This window comes from Methylotuvimicrobium sp., assembly GCF_050611805.1.
Lineage (GTDB): Bacteria > Pseudomonadota > Gammaproteobacteria > Methylococcales > Methylomonadaceae > Methylotuvimicrobium.
Map to the genome: position 1 here is coordinate 1 of NZ_JBNGHF010000007.1, position 20,686 is coordinate 20,686.

At 50.5% G+C, this 20,686-nt stretch carries 20 protein-coding genes; 10 read left to right on the forward strand and 10 right to left on the reverse strand.

What is annotated here, in order from left to right:
- The coding region (locus ACRJJO_RS05205; RefSeq protein WP_431064836.1) for a hypothetical protein at positions 1-203 on the forward strand (203 nt) is incomplete at its 5' end.
- A gap of 126 nt (positions 204-329) precedes the next feature.
- On the opposite strand, the gene ACRJJO_RS05210 is transcribed toward ACRJJO_RS05205, so the two are convergent.
- The 7 genes from ACRJJO_RS05210 to ACRJJO_RS05240 all read right to left on the reverse strand — a co-directional run bounded on the left by ACRJJO_RS05210 (position 330) and on the right by ACRJJO_RS05240 (position 7,970).
- Positions 330-530 (reverse strand): hypothetical protein, encoded by a 201-nt coding sequence (locus tag ACRJJO_RS05210; protein ID WP_431064837.1) that lies wholly within the window; start codon positions 528-530, stop codon positions 330-332.
- Positions 531-647: 117 nt separating this feature from the next.
- Positions 648-956, reverse strand: coding sequence for a mechanosensitive ion channel domain-containing protein (locus tag ACRJJO_RS05215; RefSeq protein WP_431064838.1), 309 nt, complete (start codon positions 954-956; stop codon positions 648-650).
- A gap of 270 nt (positions 957-1,226) precedes the next feature.
- Positions 1,227-2,660: an efflux transporter outer membrane subunit gene (locus ACRJJO_RS05220; RefSeq protein ID WP_431064839.1), complete on the reverse strand. Its 1,434-nt coding sequence runs from the start codon at positions 2,658-2,660 to the stop codon at positions 1,227-1,229.
- Entirely contained in the window at positions 2,653-5,793 is a 3,141-nt protein-coding gene (locus ACRJJO_RS05225; protein WP_431064840.1) for an efflux RND transporter permease subunit, read from the reverse strand. The genes ACRJJO_RS05220 and ACRJJO_RS05225 overlap by 8 nt, the downstream gene beginning before the upstream one ends.
- Positions 5,794-5,798: 5 nt before the next feature.
- Positions 5,799-7,001 carry an efflux RND transporter periplasmic adaptor subunit gene (locus ACRJJO_RS05230; protein ID WP_431064841.1) on the reverse strand — a complete coding sequence of 401 codons (1,203 nt, stop codon included), beginning with the start codon at positions 6,999-7,001 and terminating at the stop codon, positions 5,799-5,801.
- Complete coding sequence (locus ACRJJO_RS05235; RefSeq protein WP_431064842.1) at positions 6,998-7,492, reverse strand: hypothetical protein; 495 nt, start codon at positions 7,490-7,492, stop codon at positions 6,998-7,000. The genes ACRJJO_RS05230 and ACRJJO_RS05235 overlap by 4 nt, the downstream gene beginning before the upstream one ends.
- 103 nt (positions 7,493-7,595) lie before the next feature.
- The gene (locus tag ACRJJO_RS05240) at positions 7,596-7,970 is read right to left on the reverse strand and encodes a hypothetical protein (RefSeq protein ID WP_431064843.1); all 375 of its coding nucleotides are present in this window, start codon (positions 7,968-7,970) and stop codon (positions 7,596-7,598) included.
- Positions 7,971-7,993: 23 nt separating this feature from the next.
- Between ACRJJO_RS05240 and ACRJJO_RS05245 the strand changes: the two genes are divergently transcribed.
- From ACRJJO_RS05245 to ACRJJO_RS05280, 8 genes are all read left to right on the forward strand, one after another.
- Positions 7,994-8,641, forward strand: coding sequence for a hypothetical protein (locus ACRJJO_RS05245; RefSeq protein ID WP_431064844.1), 648 nt, complete (start codon positions 7,994-7,996; stop codon positions 8,639-8,641).
- 405 nt (positions 8,642-9,046) lie between these two features.
- Positions 9,047-9,799, forward strand: a complete 753-nt coding sequence (locus tag ACRJJO_RS05250; protein WP_431064845.1) for an ABC transporter permease subunit — start codon at positions 9,047-9,049, stop codon at positions 9,797-9,799.
- A complete protein-coding gene (locus ACRJJO_RS05255) occupies positions 9,796-11,133 on the forward strand; it encodes a GldG family protein (RefSeq protein WP_431064846.1) in 1,338 nt (445 codons plus the stop codon). The genes ACRJJO_RS05250 and ACRJJO_RS05255 overlap by 4 nt, the downstream gene beginning before the upstream one ends.
- Positions 11,134-11,177: 44 nt before the next feature.
- Positions 11,178-11,993 carry a bifunctional DNA-formamidopyrimidine glycosylase/DNA-(apurinic or apyrimidinic site) lyase gene (gene mutM / locus ACRJJO_RS05260; RefSeq protein WP_431064847.1) on the forward strand — a complete coding sequence of 272 codons (816 nt, stop codon included), beginning with the start codon at positions 11,178-11,180 and terminating at the stop codon, positions 11,991-11,993.
- Between the two features lie 121 nt (positions 11,994-12,114).
- Complete coding sequence (locus tag ACRJJO_RS05265) at positions 12,115-12,975, forward strand: TRAP transporter TatT component family protein (protein WP_431064848.1); 861 nt, start codon at positions 12,115-12,117, stop codon at positions 12,973-12,975.
- A 3-nt stretch (positions 12,976-12,978) separates the two neighbouring features.
- A complete protein-coding gene (gene dctP / locus ACRJJO_RS05270; RefSeq protein WP_431064849.1) occupies positions 12,979-13,983 on the forward strand; it encodes a TRAP transporter substrate-binding protein DctP in 1,005 nt (334 codons plus the stop codon).
- 4 nt (positions 13,984-13,987) lie between these two features.
- Positions 13,988-14,467, forward strand: coding sequence for a TRAP transporter small permease (locus ACRJJO_RS05275; RefSeq protein WP_431064850.1), 480 nt, complete (start codon positions 13,988-13,990; stop codon positions 14,465-14,467).
- Positions 14,467-15,756: a TRAP transporter large permease gene (locus tag ACRJJO_RS05280; protein WP_431064851.1), complete on the forward strand. Its 1,290-nt coding sequence runs from the start codon at positions 14,467-14,469 to the stop codon at positions 15,754-15,756. Before ACRJJO_RS05275 ends, ACRJJO_RS05280 begins: the two co-directional genes overlap by 1 nt.
- Before the next feature lie 549 nt (positions 15,757-16,305).
- On the opposite strand, the gene ACRJJO_RS05285 is transcribed toward ACRJJO_RS05280, so the two are convergent.
- Positions 16,306-17,634 (reverse strand): DUF3422 family protein, encoded by a 1,329-nt coding sequence (locus ACRJJO_RS05285; protein WP_431064852.1) that lies wholly within the window; start codon positions 17,632-17,634, stop codon positions 16,306-16,308.
- Positions 17,635-17,979: 345 nt separating this feature from the next.
- Positions 17,980-18,444: a MarR family winged helix-turn-helix transcriptional regulator gene (locus ACRJJO_RS05290; protein ID WP_431064853.1), complete on the reverse strand. Its 465-nt coding sequence runs from the start codon at positions 18,442-18,444 to the stop codon at positions 17,980-17,982.
- Between the two features lie 454 nt (positions 18,445-18,898).
- Between ACRJJO_RS05290 and ACRJJO_RS05295 the strand changes: the two genes are divergently transcribed.
- Positions 18,899-19,276 (forward strand): hypothetical protein, encoded by a 378-nt coding sequence (locus tag ACRJJO_RS05295; protein WP_431064854.1) that lies wholly within the window; start codon positions 18,899-18,901, stop codon positions 19,274-19,276.
- Between the two features lie 414 nt (positions 19,277-19,690).
- Here ACRJJO_RS05295 and ACRJJO_RS05300 read toward each other — a convergent pair whose 3' ends face one another.
- Positions 19,691-20,635 (reverse strand): radical SAM protein, encoded by a 945-nt coding sequence (locus ACRJJO_RS05300; protein WP_431064855.1) that lies wholly within the window; start codon positions 20,633-20,635, stop codon positions 19,691-19,693.
- Positions 20,636-20,686: the final 51 nt, after the last annotated feature.

The following is a 20,686-nucleotide window of genomic DNA, read 5'->3' on the forward strand; positions in this document are numbered from 1 at the left end:
CGCTCTTTCCCAAGCTCCAGCTTGGGAAAGACACACCGGAAGCTCCAGCTTCCTGTGACCGACACAACCTCCGCACTTTCTCAATCAACGCCGACTCGCTCGTTCAATCTTTCTTGATTGTCGGGAAGCTAGAGCTTCCTGAACAGGTTACCCAAGCTGGAGCTTGGGTAACAGCATATTTTAGTTTTTGCGACTACGACTAGCCCCTGCTCGGACACTTGGCTTCGGTAAGCTGAAGCATCTTGCTAATCAGGAAGTTTTTTGTAATAAGCTGGCACATAAGTAAATTCGCTCCGGTAATCGAAATTACGGATATTGTGAACGGTGACTTAATCGTCATCGATGGTGGCATATGCCAATTTCGCGACCTCGGTTTGCCATTGCCGATCATTCGAAGGACTGATCGATAACCACCATATCGGAATTAATGAAAACACAACCCAATAGGCGTATAAATAGCGTTTACGCCAAGGCGAAAATCCCAGGCTAATTAGGGTAAGCAGTCCGAACAAACCAAAAGCTGTAGACAAACCGATTTGACAACTCCCGTTTAGAAATCGCCGAAATAAAGAGCCGATATCCCTCAAAAGGTCGCTGCAATGAGCGCCATTGCCGTCAATATACTCTTGATAAGTTTTCCGATCACCTCACAACCTCCCATTTACAAATTTTAAGATGATGTATAGGTATCTACCGATGCAAACTCCACTTTGATCGGCTTGTTGCTTTCTATTAGTGACACTCTTGTCCAATAATCTACTATTCGGAATCAGCATGTCGATACCGTCGAAACGATGCACTTGACAACAGCGGCCGCCGATATGAGTTATCTTAACTCGCACTCCTTCGACATCTACGATATCGCCCAGCTTAATCGGACGTTCCACCGACAGAATCAAACCGCTGATAAAGTTGCTGATGATATTTTGGGCGCCAAAACCGACACCGATCGCCAATGCGCCGCCAAAAAATGTGAAAACGGTGAGTGGTACGTGTACTCTGACCAGAGAAAAACGAAGATGACGATGACAGCAATTAACGCGAATAGCCTAAAACTCAGCAAAATAGCGCTTTCATGTCCGGGGAGCCTTTTCATCAGAATCTGAATGCACATGTCAGCAATTTTTCCGATCAGCCATAAGCCAAATCCCAAGATGAAAAGTATGCGTACGATCTTGCCGACTGGAACACTCCGACTGATGCTGGCCTTCTATAGCCCTACTTTTCTACGGAAATAAAGCCATACCTTGTTCTAGTTTAGGAACGTCATCCGATTCCTGAGTCAACCAACCGCCGCCCATCGCCCGATAGAGTTGAATGGCAGCAGTCAATCTGTCATTTTTGGCTTGCACCCACTCGATTTGTCCTTCGTAATATTGGCGTAAGGCGTCGAGTACTTCGAGATAAGGGGTATAGCCTTCATCAAAACGCAGATGCGACAAATGCAGATAGTTTTTTAAGGCGGTGACTCTCTGGCCTTGCATAGCCTGGCGTTCATCAGACTTCGTGCGGGCGATCAAGGCATCTTCAAACTCGCGAAAACCGGTCAATATGGCTTTTTGATAACCGGCCAGTGCTGCTTGTTGCGCGGCTTCGGCGGTTTGAACCTGGCCGGCGATTTTTCCGGCAGTGAAAATAGGCCCCAACAACCGGGTGCCGATGGTCCAATAGTTGGCACCCGGAGCAAAAAGGCTGGCTATTTCCAGGCTGGCTTGTCCCAAATCACCAGTTAGTTGTACCTTGGGAAAGTATTCGCCTCGTGCCACGCCGATTCGTGCGTTAGCTGAAATCAGATTTTGCTCGGCTTGCTGAATATCCGGTCGGCGCAATAGTAAATCCGATGGTAATCCTGCCGGCACCTTGGGAATCTGCATATCACCCAGCGACAATCCGCGGGAAATGGTGGCAGGTGATTGTCCCAGCAACAAATTCAATGTGTGTTCCGTCTGCGCGATTTGTTGCTCGTAAAGCGGAATTTGCGCCCGGCGGCGCTCCAGTTCGGAATTGGACTGACTGACTTCAATCTCCGAGGCATAACCCGCTTCAAAGCGCGTTTTGGCGATACGGTTTTCCTCGGTCAGAGTGTCCACGGTCTGGCGGGTGATACTTAGTTGGTCATCCAGGGCGCGTAGATCAATATACGTTTGCGCGACCGCGCTAACCAGGGTAAGGACCACGGCGTCTCGTATATATTGTTGCGCAAGCAAGTCGGCAAAAGCGGCTTCCTTGGCGCGCCGCAACTGCCCCCAGACATCGAGCTCCCACAACATGCTGACGCCCAACTGAGCAAAGTCGCTGTCGGACAAGGTATTGGCCGCACCGGTTTGCCCGGCACTGGCTTGCCGACGGTCGTAACCGGCCTGACCGGATATTTGCGGAAACAGATTGGCGCGGGTTGTGCGATACAAGCCGCGGTATTGCTCGATGTTAGCGATAGCAATTTTAAGATCCAGGTTATTGCGCAATGCTTGTTCGACTAAGTCATTCAAGACCGGATCGTTGAGCTGACGCCACCATGGCAGATCGGCGATTTGCTGCGCCTCGGCAATTTGAAACCGCCATTGACGGGGCGTATCGACACGGGGTTTTTCATAATCCGGCCCGACTCGAAAACAACCACTCAAAACGGTCAGCGCCGCGCATAGCCAATATTTATTCATGTTCGGCCTCGCTTGCCGATGATGACATTTGCCGACGCGCTCGCGTTTGGACCACATAAAACAACACCGGGATGATGAAGATCGCGATGACTGTGGCGGCCACCATGCCGCCGATAACCGTGTAACCCATCACCTGCCGCGACAAAGCGCCGGCACCGCTGGCAATTGCCAGCGGAACGCAACCCAGAATGAACGATACCGCCGTCATCATGATCGGCCGCAAACGCAAACGCGCGGCTTCTAACGCAGCATCGCGAATCGATTTCCCTTCCTCGACAGCCTGTTTCGCAAATTCGACGATCAAAATCGCGTTCTTGGCGGCTAAGCCGATCAGCATCACCAGACCAATCTGCGCGTAGAGGTTGTTTTCATACTGGCCCACTAGCAAACCGGCAAACGCACCCAGCACGGCAATCGGTGTCGCCAGCAGTACACTCAATGGCAGGCTCCAGCTTTCATACAGCGCCGCCAGAATCAGGAACACGCAAAACAGCGCAAAGGCAAAGACCGCAGTGGGCGAAATGCCTTGTTGCGCTTGTTTTTCCTGAAAACTCATCCCCAGATAGTCGTAACCCATGTCGCTGGGCATGGTTTCGGCGAAAACCGCCTCCAGCGCCTGCATGACCTGGGCAGAGCTGTAGCCGGGTTTGGCCGCGACACTCAGTTGTTGGCTGCGGAATTGGTTGAAACGCATCGTGAACTCGGGCCCTTCGCTTTTGCTCACGCTGGTCAGAGCGGTCAATGGCACGCTGCCGCCTTCGTCGTTGCGTACATAAAACTGACCGAGTGCCTTGGCATCTCGCCGGTATTCCCCTTCCGCCTGCACATAGACTTGCCACTGCCTGCCGAAGCGGTTGAAGTAATTTATGAAGCCGCTGCCCATATAGGCTTGCAGGGTTTTATAGACATCAGCAAGATTGACGCCATGTTTCAAGACCTTGTCGCGATCGACATCGACGAAAATTTGCGGCACCGACGGCAATCCGGTGGAAAAAATATTACCGATTTCCGGCCGCTGCCGCGCCACCTCGATGAATTTATCGATGTTTTGCGTGAGATAGCTTAAGTCGTTGCCAGCCCGATCTTGCAACACCAGGGTCACGCCGCCCGACGTGCCCACGCCCGGAATCGCCGGCGGCGGGAACGCAAACCCCACGCCTTCGGTGACTTGCGACAGTTCGTACGTCAGATGCCGTTTGATCTCGGCATATTGCTCCTCCGGTCGCGTGCGCTCGGCCCAAGGCTTCAGGGTGATGAAAAAAAACGTGTTGTAGGTGGTTTGGGCCTGGCTGAGCATGTTGTAGCCAATTACCGATGAATAAGCGGCAACGCCGGGCGTGTTTGCCAAAATCTGCTCTACCTTGCGCGTGGCGGCGTCGGTGCGTTGCAAGGAAGCGACATGGGGCAGTTGCAGTCCTGCATACAGATAGCCTTGGTCCTCGTCAGGCAAAAAGCCCATCGGTACGCCCTTACCCAATACGCCGGCTAGCAAACTCAGCGCTACCAGCAAAATCATGCTGAATAAGGCTTTGCGAATCATAGCGCGGCAGACACCGACATAGCCTTGGTTGGCGCGGTCAAAACCGCGATTGAATCCATCGAAAAAGCGTTGCAATGTGCCGTTACCCCGCACTCGCGGTTTGAGCAGCAATGCCGCCAATGCCGGACTCAATGACAGCGAATTGAATGTCGAAATCGTTACCGCTACGCTCACGGTCACTGCGAATTGCTGATACAAGCGTCCGGTGATGCCGGGAATGAAAATGGTGGGCAAAAACACCGCAATCAACGCCAGCGTGGTGCCGATGATCGGGCCGGTGACTTCGCGCATGGTCCTCAGCGTAGCGTCTTTGGTCGTCAAACCTTGCTCGATATAGTGTTCGACCGACTCAACCACTACGATCGGGTCATCCACCACCAGGCCGATGGCCAGAACTAGACCGAACAGCGACAAGGTATTGATCGAAAAACCCAATAGCGGAAACAGCATGAAGGTACCGATCAGCGACACCGGCACCGCCAGCAATGGAATCAAGGTAGGGCGCCAGCCTTGCAGGAACAGGAACACTACCAGTATCACCAGGATCAGCGCCTCGACCAGCGTGACGACGATCTCATCGATGCTCTCAGTGACGGCAAGCGTGGTGTCCAGCGCTATCATATAGTCCAGATCGGCCGGAAAACGAGTTTTGAGTTCCGCCATCATTTTTTTGGCGCCTTCGGCGGCTTCGATGGCGTTAGAACCGGGCAATTGATAGAGCGCGATAAGCGCCGCCGGTTTACCATTCAATCGACCGATCATGTCGTAGGATTGTGCGCCCAACTCTAAGCGAGCAACATCCTTGACTCGCACCATCGCCCCGCTAGAATCGGCACGCAACACTATGTTGCCGAACTCTTCTTCGGATTGCAGGCGTCCCTGAGCGCGCACCGCGTAGGTAAATTCCTGGCCTGTTGGCACCGGCTCGCTGCCGATTTTTCCAGCCGGATTCACGGTGTTTTGCGCCTGCACTGCGCTGACGATCTCGGGAATGGTGATATTGAGCTTGGCGAGCTGATCCGGCTTAACCCAGATACGCATCGCGTATTGACCGGCACCAAATACTGTGACGCTGGCAATGCCTTTGACCCGCGTCATCTGATCGTTGATGTTGATATAGGCGTAGTTGGCCAGAAACACGTTGTCGTAACTGCCGTTAGGCGAATACAGTCCAAACAGCAACAAAGGCGATGCCGATGACTTTTGCACGTTGACTCCGAAATTACGCACGTCCTGCGGCAGTTGTGATTCGGCCTGCGATTTGCGCATCTGCGCCAGCATCTGGTTGGTGTTGGGGTCGGTGGCAATATCGAAATTGACCCTTAGCGACATCGAGCCGTTGTTGGCGTTGATGGAGTACATGTAATTCATGTTATCGACGCCGGACATTTGCTGCTCGATCGGCGTTGCCACCGCTTGTTCGACGGTCAAGGCATCGGCGCCGGTGTAGGTGGTAGTAACTTGAATTTCCGGCGGAGCGATGTTAGGAAACTGGGCGATAGGCAACTGGCTCAGCGAGACCAGACCCACCATCACCATCAGGATGGCAATTACGATGGCGACGATGGGACGATGAATGAAAAAGGCTGCCATGACGGTTACCGAGCAGCGCCAGATGTAGCGGCCGGGTAAGGCTTGGGATCGACGGTCATACCGGGCCTAACCTTGAGCAAACCTTCCACCACAATCCGATCACCGGCCTGCAGCCCTTGTTCGATCACATAACGGTTGCCGACTGTTTCACCGAGCGTGACCGGCCGCATCTCCACGCTGTTATCGGACTTGATGACGGCCAGCAACCGCCGCCCCTGCATCTCCAGTACCGCCCGCTGCGGCACGAGCAAGGCATTGGCTTTGTGTTTGACAATAGCCCGCACCTTGGCGAATTGGCCGGGGCGCAACAAGTTATTGGGATTGGGGAACAGAATCGCCACCTGTATTGTGCCGGTTTTCACATCTACTTGCCGGTCGGCGAAAAAGAATTTGCCCGGATGCGAATAAACCGAGCCATCGGCCAGTATCAGTTCCAGATCGCCATTGCCATTGGCCTGATCGGTTTGTTGCCTTTCCCTCGCTAATTGCAGATATTGCTGTTCGCTAAGGGGAATATAGGCCTTGATCGGGTCGAGTTTCGACACTGTGGTGAGTTCTGTATGCGGACTACCCGGCCCAACCAAATCGCCAATCTGCGCCTTTGAAATGCCGGCGATACCATCGATGGGTGCGGTAATGCGAGTAAACTCAAGTTGCAGGCGAGCGTTATCGACCGCCGCCCTCGCGGCCATGACTTCCGCCAGCGCGGATGCTTCTCGTCCTACCGCGTTGTCGCGATCACGAACGCTCACGGCTTTTTCCGGCAATAAGCGCTCGACGCGTGCCACATCCAGTTGAGCGGTTTTCAGCACCGCTTCTTGCCGGGCCAAGTTGCTCCGCGCGCCATCGAGCATCGCCTGAAACACCCGTGGGTCAATTTCGTATAGCAACTCGCCTTTTTTGACCCGTTGACCTTCTTGATAAACTTGCTTGATCAAATAACCGGACACCTGTGCGGTGATTTGCGCGTTGACCATGCCATCCAACGTGCCAATCCATTCGTGATAAATCGGAATATCGCTGGTTTCAACCGCCATGATTTCGACTACCGGCGCGGGCAGGGCGGCTGATTCGGGTAGACTGCGATCGCAACCACCAGCGATTATGATCAGCAACAGGGCGGCGAGAGTCGAAGGTCGGCAATGATGGTGCATGGAAAATTCCGATATTGAAACGCGCGGAGGCGTCAAGTGTTTCATGGCACTCATTCGTGTTGCAACACCGAGTGTATGCGTTGGTTAAGGATAAAAAACTCGGTTAAGGTTTCTTGGTTGAATTCCTTGAACGCTTCTGCCGGCAACGGCGTAACGACCAGAAGGCCCTTGCCGTCTTTTTCAATCCAACCGCGATCGCGCAGCCATTGAATTTTCCTGCGCACGGTTTCACGCGGAATGCCGGTACTGGCGCTGATCGATAACGCATTGCATGGCTTGATCAATTCGCCGATGTCCTGGACTTCAGAATAGCGTTGCGCCGTTTGGCTTTGCTGCAATGCCTGGTTCATCGTGGCGTCTGGCGCACGATGACGCGAAATAATTTTTTGCACATTGTAATGAGCAATCTCGCCCAAAACCAACGCGCAATCCAGATCGCCGTCAAAACGCACCCGCACGCGACTCAAATGCCACAGGATGAATTCGTTGAGCAAGTGGTTGAGCTGGCGGACTTGTTCCGGTGACATTTGATGGTTGGTTGGCATGGCTACTCATCTCACTAGTCGTATAAAGCATAGCTTAAAATAATTTGTCCGCATAACCTAGGCTACCCATTTTGGGTACCTTGGTTGTTTTTCATTCCGGCTTTCATGACATAATCAAATCAGCAATCGATCTTCGCGAACTCGGTTTTGAGCGCGCTTGAATAATGTCAATCTTAGAGGTAAGTATGAAAAGGTTTAAGTACATTGTTTTGATTTTGGCTGCCTGCTTGTCGAACCCTGCATTGGCAGGTCTTACCGATGGTTGGATACAACTCGGAAAAGAAAAAGTAAAACCGCGCATTGAACGGGCCGAATTCTGGTTGGCTAATGGCACTTCCCAACCAGCCGCAAAATAAACACGAGGGCAAACCAGAAAGTTGCCGTAGCGGCAACTTTTTTTATTTGTTCGCCGGGTTGCTGCTAATGCTTTTGACCGTTCCTTACGTGCATTGTTTGCCTGTGGTCGGTCGTTATTCATTAACATTGATGTTCAATGCCTTCATGTTGATTGCGGTTTGGAGCCTGTCGGGAACACGCAGCTTTTTTTACACAGGCTTTAGTCTGGCATTGGCAATTTCGTTTATCTCCGGCGGCAGCATTGTTGGGTTTACCAATCAAGCCTTAGAAATCGCGGGCCTGTTTTTGATGCTGATATTTGCCGGTATTAGTGCATGGATTGCCGGTCGTCATGTCTTTGTCCTGCATCGCGTGGACTTTAATTCTTTGGTGGGTGCTTTCTGTGTCTACCTGTTGCTTGGTTTCATTTGGGCGATTCTGTTTCGCTTGCTTCAGTTACTGGGTCTGGCCACATTTTCAGGACTAATAGCCACAGATGAACCATTTCCTCAATTGATTTATTTCAGTTATGCATTCAGCGATCCGAACGATCTGCTGAGTTATTCGATTCCAAAAGGCTTTGCTGACAAATATCTTGATTCTCGATTATGTCCCACGATCACCAATATCAATATCAATGTCACCAACGTCATCAATGCTTTTGGAATCAGCGATTTTGCTAACCCCGTTGAAGCTCATGTGGCTTACAACCAAGATGACCGCGTGATTAAACTGATTTCGCGAGGCATAGGGACCCAAGGTAGCGCACCGTTGGTTCAGCAAAAATGCGACTTTATTAAAATCAATCAATAACGTGATCGATTACTTTTTAGCCAAATACCGGTATTAACTGTTCGCGTGCGTTACCTGAGCAGCTTTATAGAAATTATTCCGCACCAGCAAATCATCAGCAGTTCCTAAACCAAAAGACTGGGGTTAAAATTGGTTTTGGTAAATCACGATTTAATATAACTTTCGCACTTCAAATTTCGGCAGTGCCTGAGGAGGCGACGGGCTATGCGGCTAAGGTTTTGCCAGCATGGAGCTGGCATAGAGACTACAGGGATGTATTCACGGCGTCCTTTGATGGACACCCCGGGGCCGCATTTTGATCTGCGATGGGTATAACACAGGGTTTAAAATTGTCTCTCGACACATTTGCGCTTACACTGTCGTCCGCATGAATTTAAATTTTGGCCTAATACACCATCGTTAATAATGATTACAACAATAGCCTTACGCGAATTCAAAAGCCTGTTTTTATCGCCGTTGGCCTGGTCCATACTTGCGATTTTACAATTTATCCTAGCCTACTTGTTTCTCACCCAAGTCGAAACCTTCATCATCCTCCAACCTCAACTCGAAGGCTTGGATAATGCGCCCGGCTTGACCGATGTCATCGCCGCCCCCCTGTACGGCAATGCCGCGATTATCTTTATGCTGGTAACGCCGATGTTGACGATGCGTCTTATTTGCGAAGAACGGCGCAATAAAACCCTGGCCCTGTTACTTTCGGCGCCGGTATCGAGTACAGAAATCGTCATCGGCAAATATCTGGGTATTTTAGGCTTAATGCTAACCGTGCTCTTGTTGATCACGCTAATGCCCCTATCGCTGCTCGCTGGCGGTACGCTCGATTTCGGCAAACTACTGGCGAATATGCTGGCGTTGCTGTTGATGCTGGCCGCCTTCAGCTCGGTCGGCCTATTCATGTCGTGTCTCGCGGGACATCCGACCGTTGCCGCGATGGGCGCATTCGGGCTGTTAATGCTCTTATGGATTGTGGACTGGTCGACCGGGCTTCGCGACAATAAAAGCGAATTATTCGAATACCTATCCTTGCTTAAGCATTTTCAAAACCTGCAAAGCGGGTTGATCAACACCGTCGACCTAATCTATTTCGCGTTATTTATCTCGACTTTTCTGATCCTCAGCATTCGTAACCTCGATAACGACCGGCTGCAAAAATGAAAATTTCGCGCCATATTCACCGGCAACTTCGCATCAAAAGCCTGCTCCATACCACACTTTGGCTTAGCATTCTTTTCGGTTTGACATGGTTGAGCACCCTGCGCCCGGTCCAATTTGATATCAGCGCCGAATCGCGCAATACCCTATCTTCGGTTAGTCAAAATGTCTTAAATTCGTTGCTTGATAAAATTGTCGTGACGGCTTATATCAAAAAAGATCCGGCGCTCAGATCCCAAATCAAGCAATTGATCGATCGCTTTAAGTTCCACAAGCCCGATATCGAATTGACTTTCATCGATCCCGATTCGACGCCGGAAAAAACGCGGAAACTGGAAATCGGCGCCTCGGGCGCCATCTTTGTCAATTATCTAGGCCGCACCGAACGTATCAATTTTCTGGACGAGTCGACACTTACCAATGCCTTGCGACAATTGACCAGCGCTAATGTCCGTTGGATCAGTTTTCTGACCGGTCATGGCGAAAGATCTCCCGAAGGGCAAGCCAATTTCGACCTGAGTCGCTTCGGCGAAGAGCTGGCGCAACGCAACATCAAAGCGCAAACGCTAAACTGGGCCGAAATCCCGGCTATTCCGGATAATTCGGACTTATTGGTCATCGCCGGCCCGCGCGTCGACTTGTTGCCCGGAGAAATAAGCATTTTGCAAGACTATCTCGAACAAGGCGGCCATTTATTATGGCTGGCCGATCCCGACAGCCTGATTCCGGGCGGCCTGGATGATTATCTAGGGATCGACCGCTTGCCTGGCTCGATCGTCGATATGAGCGCCGGGCTCTACGGCATAGACGATCCGAGTTTCGTTGTAGTGCCTAAATACCCCGGTCATCCGATCACGCAAAATCTACAGACAATGACGCTATTTCCAGCCGCGGCGGCGCTGCAAAGCCGCGAGGAAAGCTCATTCGTCAGCACGGTTTTAATAAAAAGCTCCGACAAATCATGGATGGAAACCGGAGCCACGGCTCAATTCGATGCGGACATGGAAGAACGCGAAGGCCCGTTAAACCTGGCTTACGCCTTGACCCGCCAAATCGACGAAACGACTGAACAACGCATAATTGTAGTCGGCGACGGCGATTTTCTCGCCGATGCCTACCTTGGCAATGTCGGCAACCTTGAGCTGGGCCTAAGAATGATCAATTGGCTGCTCCGCGATGATCGCTATGTCGCAATTCCGGTCAAATCCGCTCCGGATCGGCATCTACAGCTGACACCGCTATCGGTCACCCTGATGGGCTTCGGCTTTCTGTTGATTATTCCGTTAGTATTGTTGATAACCGGCTGGTTGATTTGGTACCGACGTAGGCGACGTTGAGAAAAAGCCGATTGCTACACTGGATTTAATGCGACAAATTTATAATGCCTGAATTACCTGAAGTCGAAACAACCTGCCGAGGCATCAAGCCTCATATCGAAGGCCGGATCATCCAAGAAACGGTGGTGCGCCAAGCTAGCCTGCGCTGGCCGGTGCCGGACCGTTTAGATCAACTATTGAACGGACTACGCATCGAACGAGTCGACCGGCGGGCGAAATATTTATTACTGCACACCGAAAAAGGCGTGCTGATCATTCATTTGGGTATGTCGGGAAGTCTACGCATCGTCAACCGCGAACAAGAAATCAAGAAACACGATCATATCGACTGGGTATTTTCCGATACAACGATACTGCGTTTCAACGACCCGAGACGCTTCGGCGCGGTACTGTGGACTTCCGAAGCGATTACCGAGCATCCTTTGTTAAAAGAACTCGGCCCCGAACCCCTGCTAACCGATTTTAACGGCGACTATCTTTACCGGTTGTCTAAAAAAAGGGGGCTTGCGGTCAAATCGTTCATCATGGACAGCCATATCGTGGTCGGCGTCGGTAATATCTATGCCAACGAAGCCTTGTTCATGGCCGGCATCAAACCGACCCGCGCGGCCGGCCTCATATCGCTTGCCCGTTACCGAACGCTCGCCGACTGTATCCGCAACGTTTTGAGCAGCGCCATTGAACAAGGAGGCACGACGCTGAGAGACTTCGTCAACGAAACCGGAAAGCCGGGTTATTTCAAACAACAATTACAGGTCTACGGAAGAGCCGGAGCCCCCTGCCGCACCTGCTTGACGCCGCTCACCGAAATCCGCATCGCCAATAGAAGCACGGTTTTTTGCAGACGGTGTCAAAAGTGAAACTCAAACTTAGCAAGAGTCCAGTGTGACATTTATACTCAACACTGCATGGCGGTTATTACGTCACCCGCTAGGAAAGGTATAATGGGCGTCCTAAACTCAAATCGATCGGAAAAATCTTGTGGTCCAATTGAAATTAACCCGATTTATTTTATTCCCGGTTTTATCGGCATTTTTAACTGGTTGCGTGAGCGCGTCTCTGCAAAACCTTTCCGATTCTTTGTCCGATGCTATTCTCAATCAAAACGACATCGAGATCGTGCGCGAAGGCTTGCCGGCTTATCTATTGATGACCGACGGTTTGATCGAACAACAACCGGAAAATACAGACTTGCTGATTTCAGGTGCTAAAGTCTATGCTTTTTATGCTTCGGCACTGGTGAAAGACCCTGTTCGTTCCGGCAAGCTTTCAGAAAAAGCGCGCGCTTACGCCGAACGAGCTCTGTGTTTGGAACGGCCATCCCTATGCCATATCGACCAATTGCCGCATGACGCTTTTGCACCGGCTTTGCAAAATGCCGATCGCGCGGCCTTGAATGAACTCTATACTTACGGTTTGGCTTGGGCTGCGTGGTTGCAAGCTCACAGCCGCGACTGGAATGCGATTGCCGACCGCCCGAAAATCGAATCGTTGTTCGAGAGAATCCTCGAATTAGACGAGTCCTTCGATTCCGGACGGGCGCATTACTATCTGGGACTGCTCCGCTCGCAATTATCGCCGGCTTTGGGCGGCAATCCGGAAACCGCTAGAAGCCATTTCGAGAGCGCGATTGAACTGTCGCGCGGCAACGACCTGGCCGTCAAGGTCGCCTTGGCGCGCAATTATGCACGGATGCTGTATGACCGTGAAATGCACGACCGTTTGTTGCGCGAAGTACTGCAGGCCGATCCGAATGTGCCTGGCTTATCCCTTTCCAATACGATCGCGCAACAAGAAGCCCAACTATTATTGGATGAATCCGACAGCTACTTCCATGAGTAAACTATGCATCATTTAATCGCGACTCTGTTTTTAATGTGCCTGATGGTTTTTTCGCCTCAGGCCCTATCGCAAATGCTCAAAATCGCAACGGCTTCGCCGGACGGTACGGTCTGGATGGAAAAAATGCGCGAGGCGGCCGACGAAATCAAACGGCGCACGAATGGCCGCGTCACCTTTCGTTTTTATCCGGGCGGCATCATGGGCAATGATGCCAGCGTGATGCGTAAAATCAATGTCAATCAATTACAAGGCGGTATTTTTCCAGGCGGCGGCTTGAAGGACATTTACCCGGATTCTCAGGTGTATAGCTTGCCGTTGATTTTTCGTTCTTTCGACGAAGTCGATTATGTGCGCTCGCGCATGGACGATTTGATCATCAAAGGTCTCGAGCAAAACGGCTTTATCAGCTTCGGCCTGAGCGAAGGCGGTTTTGCTTATTTGATGTCGGACAAACCGGTGTCGCGGGTCGATGACCTAAAAGGACAAAAGATATGGGTTCCGGAAGGCGATTACATCAGCCGGAGCGCCTTTCAAACCATCGGCGTATCGCCGATATCGCTGCCGTTAACCGATGTAATGACCGCATTGCAAACCGGCCTGATCAATACGGTCGCAACCTCACCGATGGGCGCGATCGCGCTGCAATGGCACGCCCGCGTCAAATTCGTCACCGATGAACCGCTGGCTTATTTGTACGGCACGATGATCGTTCAAGCCCGAGCCTTCTCACGATTAAGGCCCGGCGATCAACAAATCGTTCGCGAGGTGATCGGCGCGGTTTATAAAGAGTTCAACAGCATTAATCGCCGAGATAATACCGAAGCGCTCAGGGTTTTACGCAACCAAGGCATACAATTTGTCGCAACCGATGAAAACGATCGAAAAAACTGGCAAGCGATGCTCGAAGATACCAAATCGAAAATGGAACGGGAAGGCATTCTCAGCCAATCGATCATCGAGACCTTAAGACGGCATCTGAACGATTTTCGCCAAGGCTCAGTCCACTAGCTCCATGTGTCGGCGTCTCACCAACGGTTTAAGACGGCTAGAAGACGGCATTTTGGCGTTGGTGCTCGCCGCAATGATTCTGCTGGCCATCGGTCAAGTCGTGCTCCGAAACGTTTGGGGCGCCGGCTTGGACTGGGCCGACCCGCTGCTGCGTATCCTGGTGCTATGGATCGCGCTGCTCGGGGCAATGGCCGCAACCCGCGATAATAACCATATCAGTATCGATGTCCTTAGCAAATTCCTTCCTCGCTTTCTAAAAATACCCGCTCTACTCCTCAGCCACTGGTTTACCGCTATCATTTGCGCTCTGTTGGCTTGGCAAGGCGCACGTTTGACGTTGATGGACTATCAAGATGCGACTACGGCATTTGCCTCGGTTCCTGTGTGGATTTGCCAACTCATTATCCCATTCGGCTTCGGCATAATGAGTCTGCGCTTTGTGTTGCATGGAATTTCGGTCTTGATGGATAGAGAGGCGCCCTAATGCTCATCGTAGTTGCGCTAATTATTTTGGCACTATTGGGCACTCCATTATTCGCGATTATTGCCGCCAGCGCCCTATTCGGTTTTTATCATAACGAAATCGACTTAATGGTCGTGGCGATCGAGTTTTACCGATTGGCCGATATGTCGATATTGCTGGCGATTCCGTTGTTTACGTTTGCCGGTTATTTATTAAGTGAAAGCCAAGCACCGGCAAGGCTTATGCGCCTGACACAAGCGCTGCTGGGCTGGTTGCCCGGCGGCCTGGCCATGGTTTCATTAACGGCTTGTGCATTGTTGACGGCGTTTACCGGCGCTTCGGGCGTCACGATCGTCGCATTGGGCGCCTTACTTTATCCGGCCTTGATTAAAGCCGGTTACCGTGAAAATTTCAGCCTCGGCTTGGTGACGACATCCGGCAGTCTGGGTTTACTGTTCGCCCCTTCATTACCGCTGATATTGTACGGTGTTATCGCCCAGCAAATGAGCGTGGGCCGGCCGTTTACGATCGATGAGTTGTTTTTGGCCGGCGTCATGCCGGGCCTACTGATGCTAATCATGTTGTCGGCTTGGAGTTATTGGCGTAACCGCAAAATAGGACTAACCCGATTCACCGTAAACGAAGCTTGGCAGGCTTTACGCGAATCGCGCTGGGAACTGCCGCTGCCGTTTATCGTTCTTGGAGGTATCTACAGCGGCTATTTCGCGGTATCGGAAGCGGCCGCAGTCACCACGGTCTATGTACTGATCGTCGAAGTCTTGATTCACCGCGAAATCAGTCTTAGCCAATTGCCCGAGGTGATGCGGAGCGCAATGGTCATGGTCGGAGGCATTCTGGTGATTTTAGGCGTTTCGCTGGCCTCGACGAATGTGATGATCGATGCCGATGTGCCGGGGCGTTTGTTCGAATTCGTTCACGATCATATTTCGAGCCGATTGACCTTTCTCATCGCGCTGAACGTGTTTTTGCTAGTCTTGGGCATGATGCTCGACATCTTCGCAGCGTTGGTCATCATGATTCCGTTACTGCTGCCGATCGCAGTCGGTTATGGCGTAGATCCGGTGCATTTGGGCATTATCTTTCTGGCGAATATGCAAATCGGCTACTTCACGCCACCGGTGGGCATGAACCTGTTTATCGCCAGTTACCGATTCCAGCGTCCGTTACTACAGCTATACCAGGCTACATTGCCCTTTTTCTTCATTCTGCTGTTGGCCGTACTGATCATCACTTATTGGCCAGCGCTCACATTAGGCTTGCCGAGTTGGCTAGGAGCAAGTCGGTCATAAGCTATTGATTCGACCTGCTGCAGTTCGGCTTCGGTGACACGTTGAAGGAAATCACTTATTAACGGGCAATCTCACCGACAGCAATGGAGCATAGAAGAAATTCCGCTGTTGAAAAAATTTGTTATACGAGCCCTTACTGCCCATTTGTACGAGAAAGGGGTCTGAGGTAACTCCACAAACCGCTCGTTCCCACGCAGAGCGTAGGAACGATGAAAAAAATCAATATATTTATCAATTTTCAGCCATAGCAAATTGTTTTATTTGGCTATTTTGTGGGGATACACCACAAGGTCAGGTTTAATTTCCCCACTCCAACGGCCTCTATTCAACTAACAAATTACATAGCCGAATCGAAAACGCGCCCCTGTCTCCAAATTTGGATTTTTTTGTTGTTCAGTCCTTAGTTTAGGAACGATTGATTCGCAAACTTTGGTTTGCTGGCCTCGGGAAACCGGAATTTCAGGCAAAAGCATTTCCAAAACCAACAATTAAAAATGGAACGCCTTAAAATGTAGAAGATTAGCTATCGCTAACCCGACCTACTCGGCTTCATTCCTCGCTCGTTTTTTCGATCATCTTGTGAATCCGTTTCAGGCCCAATGCGACCGCTATCATCACGAACGGAATCGCCGCGCCTACTGCCAGCTCCGGATTAACCGGCCAACCGGCCGCACGTAGCGCCTTGGATACCGAGCCGATCAGTCCTGTCGCGTAATAGGTGATCGCGACGATCGAAATGCCTTCGACGGTCTGCTGCATCTTGAACTGCATTTTCGCGCGGCGCGCCATCGAGGTTAGCAAGCCTTGGTTCTGTCGTTCGATCACTATATCGACGCGGGTTCGCAGTAATTGGCTCGCATTGCCGACTCTTTCGGACAGGGACGTGAAGCGTTTGGAGGTCGAATAGCAAGTGCTCATCGCCGGTTCCATGCGCCTCCGAATGAATTCACCGAGCGTCTGTATGCCTTGAATCCGGACTTCGCGTAAATCTTCGAGGCGCTGACCGACGAGCTGATAGTAAGCGCTTGCGGCCGTGAAGCGAAACAGATGCGTCGAAATATGGTTTTCGATTTCGGCAGCTAACGTCGTCAATTCGTCCAACAGACCTGCGTCTTTGCTGTTGTCCGATTGCGCCATCGCATTCGTGATTGTATAAAGCTTTTGGTTGGCCCGTCTCAGTTCCGGGGCGAGCTTTTTCGCAATTGGGAATGCCAGCAGTGCCATCACTCGGTAGACTTCGATTTCGAACAGACGATGCAGCAATCGCCCTGCCTGCGCTGAGCGCAAATTGTGGTCGACGATCAGAAAACGGCTGAATCCGTCGACATGCACCCTAAAATCGGTGAATACCTGGGCGTCCCCGCCGGTCACGCTGGAACCGACGACCGGATTGTTCGCGAAACAGGCGGAAATCGCGGCCATATCGAGACCGTCGCCGTTCTTGACGACAGCCGCGGGTTGGATTGCGGCATGCGCGGCAACCATCAATTGACCCGGCAATTCGGAAAGCCAATCGACCGGCACTTTTTTCAACGCAGGGTCGGAAAACGGATCGGCCGGCGTATTCGCTACGTAAAACGTGTAGGTGCTGAATTCACTATGCTGCTCCCACCGGATCTCGAACGTATCGAAGGTTTCACTCAAATGGCTAGCATCTTTTTCGGGACAGGGCTTGCCATACCGCTCGCAGAGCTTGCTCAGATGATCGCGTTCGCGCTGTTTTTCATCGCTCGTCAACAACAAGGCCAGATGACTGGCCCTGATCGGCAATTCGAGATTCAAAGATGCGCGGGCATGAACTTCGTTGTGCAATACGAAACGCTGCGGGTGGTTTTGCGGCAGGGGAAAAAGAGTCGTCACATTATTGTCGGTTGTCATTTATCGAAATATTAAGAGCCGGAGCGCTCTTGAAAAAAAGCATAGTTTAGCGATTGTTGATAATGATGAAAAGTTTATAGCGATTGTTACTTAAAGGTCATCAAACCGAAAAATCAAATGGGGCAGCTATGTTTCGTTTTCCTAAGCTACCGAGATAAACAACCGTAAACCTAATTACGGCAACTTAATCATGAAGCACATGAAAGTAATGAAGTATTTCAAGAGATTACCTAAATATTTCCGCTATCCTCTTGGGTAAAAAAAGTGCCATACAAACGCATAACAAGTTATTGAATTAACGTCTTGTTCTTCACGGTGAAATTCGTTTTCTTGGTTAAAATCCTTTCAATCGTCACCCGCGCCCTTTTCCTCATTCCGCGCAGCCGCGATTGCTTGGTATAAGCGCACCAGACTAGCCTCGAGCGCCCCTATTTCTTCGGATTCATAATCGTCGAACAAACGGCCGATGTAACGTAAATGTTCCGGATAAGATCGTTCATAGATATCTTTTCCAGCCTCGGTCAAACTGATTATTAGGCTACGGCCATCCTTCGCGGAAGCGCAGCGCCGAACGAGTCCTTTATCCTCCAATCGGCAGACGACTCCGGTCAACGTGCCTTTCGTGATCAGCGTTTCTTCACCCAGTTTTTTAGGCGTCATGCCTTCCGTACCACCCAGGGTGATGATGACATCGTACTGGGGCAAGGTCAGATCGAATTTTTGAACATGAACCGCCGCATAAGATAAAAAGGCTTGATGTGTGCGTAATAAGTCACGCAACACGCTTGGGAATGTAGAAGAGACTGTCACGCGATCAATTAAAAAGTTCTAATCAGAACGATTAGGATAGCGCCAAACGATAAGCCCGGCAAGCTTTCACCATGAAACCTGCCGCGATGCAGTCATACAAAACTATTGAAAACCTCTATATGAACACCAAGTTTTAGTCTACCTGTTTATTTCGGCAAGTCTTGCCGCCCAAATGTTATCGGAGTCGCTGACGTAAAAAACTCCTAACCGACCTCCGATATATTACCCAAGCATATGATTTTAATTATATTTGAGTACATTACCGATAATCCTTAGCATGAGAGCAAGGGAACTGATTTTAAATATTTGTTCTGGTTAGAACCTTTTTAGTTCTAATTAGTCCTTTTTTAAGATAGACTATCACCACACCTTGAGATTGACTCAACGCTTTGCTTCCGAAGCCACTAATAATCTCCAGGCTATATATCTTGTTTTTTCATTTCTGAGGTTTTCTATGAACACATTCGCTAAAATTCTGTTTCCATTCCTGCTCGGTGCTTTGTCGAACAGCGCTTTTGCGGTTACCAATCCAACCTATGCCGACGTCAAAGCCGCTATCGAAAATACGCTGGCCAAAGTCGAAGAAGCACAAAGCGCACTAGATAACGACACAGATAAAGCCGTATTGATCGACTTAATCAGCGACGCCCGGCAGTTGCAAAAGGACATAGCCAACAATGCCCTGGACGTCAAACGCAACCGAGCCAGCAGCGTACTGAAAAAAGCACGTAGCGCGGTAAAAAACGATGACCTAGTATCGGCCAGAAGTGCTTTAAACGATGCAGCAAATCGATATAAAGAAATTCAACGGCTTTACGCATCGACCCACTAAGGATTTGGTCATAAATAATTTCCCTATTTATAATGCAAGGTAAGCAGATTCGATAACTCGATTGGCAGGCGTCGCCGGCAGGGCAGATTTTTGCTCCTGGGCAATTGCTGAGTTACAAGGATGTAACGAATGCAGAAAATGCAGGAGCATTTTTCTGCCCTGCATTGACCTAATACACGCCATCCATGGCGTAATGCAAAATCTGCATTCACCCAACACCTAAATTATCTATAAAATTAATCATGGCCAATAGGCTATGGAATTTAGGTGCTGGGTTTACGGCGTCCTGTCAGGCGAGTAATCGTACCCTCTTCCACGATCAGTATATTGGAAAGCAATCATTGACTATTGCCTAAATGATTTATTTATTAGAAAAGAGAACCGTTGCAACTGCTAACGCGAACATAGCCTAATTTAAAGACTGCTTCTTACATAAAAACTGTACCCTTGATAGTCGACTTCCTGTAACTTTCCTTGACTCAACAGAACTTCAACAGCCCTCCAGTCCTGATGATTCTTTTCCAGTAACTTCATGACGGCATCCTTGCGCATCGGATGCACTGCAGTAATCGCTAGGATATCCTCGACAAAATCGCCGGTCGACGAAAAGAAATTGCCTTCATAGCCGGTCAGTAATTCGACGCGAGGCATCACCTCATTGACGGTTTGGTAGACACGAGTCAGCGTCTCCGCGCAAGCCGCGCAAGCCGCGCGGACGTTGCTATCCGCGGTCGGACGTGTCGGTATGGAGAGATAGACTATCTCGGGCGCCAATTTCAGCAAAAAAGACGCCAGACGCTTCGTAGAGTCTTGCCCGGTATTGATACCCTCGAGCAGCATCGTTTCGGTCGCCAGTGTTCCCGTGAATTCGCCGGCGAATGTCAGCATTCCCGACAAGATAAGCTCCAAATCGAGTTCTTCGTGCGGCCGATTGATGCATTGCCAAATAGCACGGTCGACCGCATCCACTTTCAACGATACCCAGTCCGCCAACTTGAGGTTTTCACGAACCTGGCGTTCGCTGATCAACGAGGCATTGGAAATCACGGCAATTTTGATATCAAGAACACGCAGCAATTCGATCGCTCTGCCAAGACCGGCATCCAGTGTCGGTTCCCCGTCCGGAACGAAAGTCAGATAATCGACCGTTTCGCCGCATCGCTTAAGCTTTTCAAGATGCTTTGCGATCTCATCGAATAGATACTCAGGTTCGTAAAACGCACGCTGCCGAATTTCCGTGGCTTTTGTCGGCCCTACCTGGCAATATAAGCACGAATAAGAGCAGTGTTTTGGCGGTATATTATTGATTCCCAAGCTACGCCCGAGGCGTCTTGACGGTACCGGTCCGAATACGATCATGAGTTGCTCCTCATTCTGTTGGCAATAAAATCTTGCTTCTTATCGGATTCT